7 protein-coding genes and 1 pseudogene are annotated in these 6,834 nt (G+C 76.7%); 1 reads left to right on the forward strand and 7 read right to left on the reverse strand.

Annotated elements, in window-relative coordinates:
* From WCS02_RS15545 to WCS02_RS15575, 7 genes and pseudogenes are all read right to left on the reverse strand, one after another.
* Nucleotides 1-259, reverse strand: a pseudogene (locus tag WCS02_RS15545) (hypothetical protein); the annotation flags it as partial.
* A gap of 40 nt (nt 260-299) precedes the next feature.
* A complete protein-coding gene (locus WCS02_RS15550; RefSeq protein WP_340294863.1) occupies nt 300-917 on the reverse strand; it encodes a GNAT family N-acetyltransferase in 618 nt (205 codons plus the stop codon).
* Nucleotides 914-1,435: a MogA/MoaB family molybdenum cofactor biosynthesis protein gene (locus WCS02_RS15555; protein WP_340294866.1), complete on the reverse strand. Its 522-nt coding sequence runs from the start codon at nt 1,433-1,435 to the stop codon at nt 914-916. Before WCS02_RS15555 ends, WCS02_RS15550 begins: the two co-directional genes overlap by 4 nt.
* 7 nt (nt 1,436-1,442) lie before the next feature.
* Nucleotides 1,443-1,871: a cyclic pyranopterin monophosphate synthase MoaC gene (moaC, locus tag WCS02_RS15560; RefSeq protein WP_340294877.1), complete on the reverse strand. Its 429-nt coding sequence runs from the start codon at nt 1,869-1,871 to the stop codon at nt 1,443-1,445.
* 62 nt (nt 1,872-1,933) lie between these two features.
* Nucleotides 1,934-3,214, reverse strand: coding sequence for a molybdotransferase-like divisome protein Glp (gene glp / locus WCS02_RS15565; protein ID WP_340294869.1), 1,281 nt, complete (start codon nt 3,212-3,214; stop codon nt 1,934-1,936).
* Between the two features lie 76 nt (nt 3,215-3,290).
* A complete protein-coding gene (gene galU / locus WCS02_RS15570; protein WP_340294872.1) occupies nt 3,291-4,232 on the reverse strand; it encodes a UTP--glucose-1-phosphate uridylyltransferase GalU in 942 nt (313 codons plus the stop codon).
* 9 nt (nt 4,233-4,241) lie between these two features.
* Entirely contained in the window at nt 4,242-6,401 is a 2,160-nt protein-coding gene (locus WCS02_RS15575; RefSeq protein ID WP_340294874.1) for a GGDEF domain-containing protein, read from the reverse strand.
* Between the two features lie 58 nt (nt 6,402-6,459).
* On the opposite strand from WCS02_RS15575, the gene WCS02_RS15580 reads away from it, so the two are divergent.
* On the forward strand, nt 6,460-6,834 hold a 375-nt coding region (locus WCS02_RS15580; protein ID WP_479688807.1), incomplete at its 3' end, for a 5-formyltetrahydrofolate cyclo-ligase.

Raw genomic sequence — 6,834 nt, forward strand, 5'->3', positions numbered from 1 at the left:
CCTCGGCGCGCAGCCGGACGGCGAGGTCGCGGGTCGGGCGCGCCGGCAGGTCGTCGGACACGACGGGGCGGTCCGCGGTCAGCACCACCCGGTGCGACGGGCGCTGCGCCGGGGGCCGCTGGAGCACCCGCACCGCGGGCGACGTGCGGTCGCCCGCGCGGCTGTCCAGGCGCGAGGCGCGCTCCTTGACGAGCACCGGGACCAGGTAGAAGGCCCACAGCGCGAGGATGGTGAGGAAGATGATCCCGCCGGTCGGCACCCGACGACCGTAGGTGCGCCGGGCGCCCCCGCCCCGCACCTCAGGTGCGTGTCGCGACCTGCTCCTGGCCGGGGCCCGCACCGCCCGCGTGGAACCGTGCGTGCAGGCCGTCCGGGACCTCGTCGGCGGTCACCGCGAAGCTCAGGTGGTCGCGCCAGTCGCCGTCGATGTGGAGCAGCCGGCGCCGCAGGCCCTCCTCGCGCAGCCCCAGCTTGCGGGCCACCGCGAGGCTCGGTCCGTTCTCCGGCCGGATGTTCACCTCGAGCCGGTTGAGCCCCACCGCGAGGCAGTGGTCGACCGTCAGGGCCACCGCGCACGGCACGATCCCGCGCCCGGCGACGGCCTGGTCGACCCAGTAGCCGACGCTGCCGCTGCGGAAGGCCCCCCAGGCGATGGACGACACCGTCACCTGCCCGCGCAGCCGGCCGTCGACCTCGATGACGAAGGGCATGGCGCGGCCCTCCTTGGCCTGCCGGCGCAGGCTGGCGACCATCTGCGCGAAGGTCGGCGGGACCCCGCCGTCGGGCGAGGTCGCCTCCCACGGCCGCAGCCACTCCCGGTTGCGCAGCTGCACGTCGTTCCAGGCGACGAGGTCCCGCCGGCGCAGCGGCCGCAGCAGCACCTGGCCGTGGCGCAGCTCGACCGGCCAGGTCCTCACGCCTCCCCCCTGCCGTGCGGGTGGGCGGTCGTCCCGGCGAGCATCCGCAGCACGTGCGGCAGCAGAGGCCCGAGGACCTCGAGCGCGTCGCGGCAGGCGCCGGTGGAGCCCGGCAGCGTCACGACGAGCGTCCGGCCGGCCACGCCCGCGATCCCGCGGGACAGCACCGCCGTGGCGACGCCGCGCCTGACGCCGTCCGCGCGCAGCGCCTCGGGGATGCCGGGGACCAGGGTGCCCAGCAGCGGCAGCACCTGCTCGGGGGTGGTGTCGTCGGCGGTCAGCCCGGTGCCGCCGGTGAGCAGGACGACGTCGACGTCCTCGCGCAGGCACGCCCTCAGGGCGCGGCCGACCGCGTCGCCGTCGGCCACCACGACCGGGTCGGGGGTGTGCAGGCCGAGGGCGCGCAGACCGTCGACGAGCACCGGGCCGGACCTGTCCGCCGCCCAGCCGGCCGCCGCCGAGGTGGACACGGTGACGACGCGCGCGGTGCCGCTGGTCAGCTCCGGGCGCCCGGGCACGTGCTCCTCACTCCCGGACCCAGCCACCCGACCGCCCCCCGCTCTTGGCCACCACCCGCACGTCGGTGATCTCGCTGTACCGGTCGAGCGCCTTGACCATGTCGACCACCGCGAGCCCGGCGACCGCGACGGCCGTCAGCGCCTCCATCTCGACCCCGGTGCGCTCGGCGGTGCGGACCGTCGCCCGCAGCGCCACCCCCTGCTCGACGACCTCCACGTCCATGACGACACCGTGCACCGCGACCGGGTGCGCGAGCGGCACCAGCTCCGGGGTGCGCTTGGTCGCCTGGATCCCCGCGATGCGGGCCACGGCGAGCACGTCGCCCTTGGGCACCGCGTCGTCGCGCAGCGCCTGCACCACGGCGGGCGAGCAGCGGACCAGGCCGGTGGCCGTGGCCTCCCGCACGGTGACGGCCTTGGCGCTGACGTCGACCATGCGGGCCGCGCCCGAGGCGTCGACGTGGGTGAAGCCCTGCCTGGGCGCGTCCTGCTGACCGGTCACGACCTCACCCTGCCCAGGACGAGGCAGTCCAGCACCTGGCCGGGCACGACCGCCGTGACGTCCTCGGGCACGAGCGCGAGCGCATCCGCCGTCGACAGGTCCGCGACGAGGTGGCTGCCCTGCCCGCCGACGGGGGTGCAGAGGTGCGTGACGGTGGGGTCGGGGTGCTCGTGGCCGTCCGGGTCCACCGGTCGCAGGAGCACGCGGGCGTACTGCCGCTTGCCCGCCGGCGCCGACCAGCCGCGCCCCGCCGCGGCGCGGACGACCCGGTGCCCGGGCTGGTCCTCGCCGAGCAGGGTCCGCAGCGCGGGGCGGACGAAGACCTCGAAGGACACCATCGAGCTCACCGGGTTGCCGGGCAGGCAGTACACCGGCACGCGCCCCTCGCCGAGGACGCCGACGCCCTGGGGCATGCCCGGCTGGACGGCCACCTTGCGGAACTGCACGGTCCCGGTCCGGCGCAGCAGGGCCTTGACCACGTCGAAGGCGCCCGCGGACACCCCGCCGGAGGTGATGAGGACGTCTGCCCGGGCGACGGCGGCCTCGATGACGGCGGCGAGCCCCGCCGCGTCGTCCCGGACCGCGCCGACGCGCTCGGCGGCGCAGCCGAGCTCGGCGGCCGACGCGGTGAGCCCGACACCGTTGGAGTCGAAGACCTGGCCGGGCAGCAGCTCGCCGCCGGGCTCGACGACCTCGTCGCCGGTGGACACCACCACGACGCGCGGCACGGCGCGGACGAGCAGCTCGCCGCGCCCCACCGCGGCGGCGAGCGACAGCTGCCGCGGGCCCAGGCGGGCACCGGCGCGCAGCACCGTCTCCCCCACCGCGACGTCGTCGCCGGCGTGTCGGACGTAGCGCCCGGGCGAGGCGGGGGCACGCAGCCGCACGGAGGTGACGCCGCCGTCGGTCAGCTCGACCGGGACGATGCCGTCCGCGCCGGCGGGGATGAGCCCCCCGGTCATGATACGCACGGCGGTGCCCCGTGCCAGCGGTGCCGGGTCGGGCCCGCCCGCGGCGACGTCGCCGACCACGGGCAGCATGACGGGGGTGTCGACCGAGGCGGTCGCCACGTCGTCGCAGTGCACGGCGTAGCCGTCCATGGCGGAGTTGTCGTCCCCGGGCAGCGGTGCGGTCGCGACGACGTCCTCGGCGAGCACCCGGTCCAGGGCCTGCAGCAGCGGCAGCCGCACCGGCTCCAGCGGGCGCAGGACGGCCAGGCAGTCCGCCGCGTGCTGGTCGACCGGGAACAGGTCGCCCGTGGGCACCGGGGTGCTCATGCCGCCCCCGTGCCCGGGCAGGCGCCAGGACGGGCGGGCCCGTCGTGCCCCGCCCGCCCCCGCGCCCGCCCGCGGGTCACGCGCGCGTGCCGCCCTCGGCGACGAACTCGTCGAGCCAGGCGCGGAAGTCCGGGCCGAGGTCGTCGCGCTCGGCGGCGAGCCGGACCACGGTCTTGAGGTAGTCCAGCCGGTCCCCGGTGTCGTAGCGGCGGCCGCGGAAGACGACGCCGCGCACGCCGTGGCCCTCGCCCTCGGTGGTCGCCAGCGTCTGCAGCGCGTCGGTCAGCTGGATCTCCCCGCCCCGGCCCAGCGGCGTCTGGCGGAGGACCTCGAAGACCGCGGGGTCCAGCGCGTAGCGGCCGATGATCGCCAGGTTGCTGGGCGCGTCGGCGACGGCGGGCTTCTCGACCAGCCCGGTGACCTCGACGACGTCGTCCTCGCCGGTCGCGGTGACGGCCGCGCAGCCGTACATGGAGATCTGCTCCTGCGGCACCTCCAGCAGCAGGACGACGCTGCCGCCGTAGCGGGCCTGGACGTCGAGCATGCGGGGCAGCACCTGGTCGCGCGGGTCGATGAGGTCGTCACCGAGCAGGACGGCGAACGGCTCGTCGCCGACGTGCTGCGAGGCGCACAGCACGGCGTGGCCGAGGCCGCGGGGGTCGCCCTGGCGGACGTAGTGGATGGAGGCGAGGTCGGTCGAGGCCTGGACCTGGCGCAGCAGCTCGTCCTTGCCCTGGGCCTGCAGCGAGCTCTCGAGCTCGGCGTTGCGGTCGAAGTGGTCCTCGAGCGCGCGCTTGCTGCGGCCGGTGATCATGAGGACGTCGTCGAGCCCGGCGGCGACCGCCTCCTCCACGACGTACTGGATGGCCGGCCGGTCGACGACCGGGAGCATCTCCTTGGGCGTGGCCTTGGTCGCCGGCAGGAACCGGGTCCCGAGCCCCGCGGCGGGGATGACGGCCTTGGTGGTGCGCCGTCCGACGGTGTCCTGGCCGGGGATGGAGGGTGTGCTCGACGTCATGGCAGGACCCTATGGGGCGAGGTCGCGCTCCGGGGAGCCGAGACCGGGACCCCCGGCCGAGGGCGCCGACCCGGCGGTGAGCTCCTCCGGGCTGCGGGCGACCTCGACCCGGTCCCGGCCGCCGGTCTTGGCGCGGTACAGGGCAGCGTCGGCCGCGCCCATGACCGCGGTCGCGGTGTCGCCGTGGTGCGGGAAGCCCGCGACCCCCATGGAGGCGGTGATCTGCCGCAGCGTCCCGTCCGGCAGGCGGAACCGCTCCGACCGGATCGCGGTCAGGACGCGGCCGGCCAGGCGCTCCGCCCCGTCCAGGTCGGTCTCGGGCAGCAGCAGGGCGAACTCCTCGCCGCCGTAGCGGGCGACCGTGTCGACCTCGCGCACGCACTCCTTGACCCGGCGGGCGAGCTCGCGCAGGACCGCGTCGCCCGCGGCGTGGCCGTAGGTGTCGTTGACGGGCTTGAACCGGTCGATGTCGAGCATGAGCACGCCGAGCGGGTGCCCGAACCGGGTGGCCCGCTCCATCTCGCGGGCGAGCATGGTCGACAGGTGCCGGAAGTTGTTGACGCCGGTGAGCGGGTCGGTGACCGACAGCCGCTCGACCTCCTGGTGCTCCTTAATGTTGGCCAGGGCCGTGCCGGCGTTGCCCGCGAGCGCGCCGATCGCCTCGAACGCGACGGCGTCGTAGCCCGGCTCCCCGACCTCGCGGGCGACGACCACGGCGCCCAGAGGGCGGCTGGAGCTGCCGAGCGGGACCGCGAGGACCGGCCCGCGCTCGTCGTCCCCGGGCACCTCGATGACCGTCCGCTCGAGCAGCGCGCGCTCGGCGACCTCGAGCAGCGTCCGCCGGGTGAGGTCGTCGAGCGTCGTGGGGCCGTCGCCGCGGCTGCGGGCGCGCAGGGACAGCTCCCGCTTGCTGAGCCGGGAGCTCCGGTCGTGGTGCAGCGCGAGGCCCATGGGGGCGTCGGCCGCGAGCAGCGCCGCCTGCAGGACGGTCTGGAGCAGGCCGTCGCGGTCGTGGGTCTGCTGCAGGGCGTCGCCGAAGCGGCCGAACGCGTCGAGGAACGCCCCGCGCCGCCGCTGGGCGTCGGCCTCGCTCGCGCGCAGGTCCCGGGCGAGCGACCCGAGCACGGCGGAGACGCCCTGGACGTCGGCGTCGGCGTCGGCCGCGCCGTCGGTGGAGGCCTCGGCGGGCAGGTCGTCGCCGGCGGCGATGCGGCGGGCGAGCTCGGCCAGCTCGGTGAGCGGGCGGGTCAGGGACGCCGACAGCAGCCACACCAGGGCGGCGGTGCCGAAGGCGGTGGCGACGAAGGCGAGGGCGAGGTTGCGGTCGATCGACGTAGGAGCGCGGCCGACCGCCACGACCTCGACGTCCCCGAGCGGCGTCGCCGCGACGACGAAGGGCTGGTCCCCGACGGTGTCGCCGACGATGTTCACGACGTCGTCCTGGAGCAGCCTCGGACTGCTGGCCTCGGTGACCAGCTCCTGCTCGAGCTCCTCCCGCTCGGCCGCGAGCTCGCGCTCGTCGCCTTCCTCGCGGCCCAGCGGGCTGTCGCCACCGGAGGCCACGAGGGCCCCGTCGGCCACGACACCCAGCCGCCCCGTCAGGCCCACCTGCTCGCCGAGGGACGCGAGGTAGGCCTCGTCGACGGGTGCCGAGACGACGACGGACCCCAGCCCTTCCGGCTGACCCTCGGAGTTCTCGCCGGCGAACCCGGTCCTGGCCGTGAGCGACGCGGGCGACCCGAGCGCCCCCTCGCTGCACGAGCGGTCGTCGGCGACCCCGGCGTCGACCTGCTGGCCCGGCTCGGCCCCCTGGGCCACCACCACCTGCCCCTGGGCGTCGAGGACGAGGAGCAGCCAGCCGTCCTGGGCGAGCCGCTCCGTCACCCCCTGCGCCGCCTCGCGGGCGATCACGTCCGGCTCGCGGCTGCCGTCCGGCGTGGTCGAGACCGCCACGAGCAGCTGGGACGCCACCAGCGCGGCCCGCTCCGCCACGGCCTCGCAGTCGCGGGCCAGCAGCGAGGCGGTCGCGGTGGCGGCCTCGTGGAGCCGCTGCTCGTCCTTGAAGCCGACCGAGCTCGGGAGCAGCACGCCGACCACGCCGAAGACCCCGAGGATCGGCACGACGGCGGCCACGACGAGCGCGACGGCGACGCGCGCGCGCACGCTCATGGTGCCTCCCGCCTGGCGCCGGGGTCTGACGCCGTGTCCGATCAGCCAGGATCCTCCCATGTCGCCCCCACCGCGCTCCGCCAAGGCGGTGACGCGCGCGCGGGTGCGGGGCGGCCGGACGACGCGCGACCCGTCCGTGGCCGCCGCGGTGGAGCAGGCGCTCGCCTCCCACGTGGACGCTGCGCTGCTCGCCGCGGGGGCCCGGGACCCGGAGCGGGGCACCGTCACCGACCGCCCGTCCGGCCCACCGGCTGCCCGGCCCGTCGCCTGCTATGTCTCGCTGCCGGCCGAGCCGGGCACGGGCCCGCTCCGCGGCGCTCTGCTGGCGCGAGGGCGGCCGGTGCTGCTGCCCGTCCTGCTGCCGGACCTCGACCTGGACTGGGTGCGCGACCCCGGGCCCGGCGGACCCGGCACAGCCGCCGGGGACCTCGGC

The organism is Aquipuribacter hungaricus (assembly GCF_037860755.1).
Taxonomy (GTDB): Bacteria; Actinomycetota; Actinomycetes; order Actinomycetales; family JBBAYJ01; genus Aquipuribacter; species Aquipuribacter hungaricus.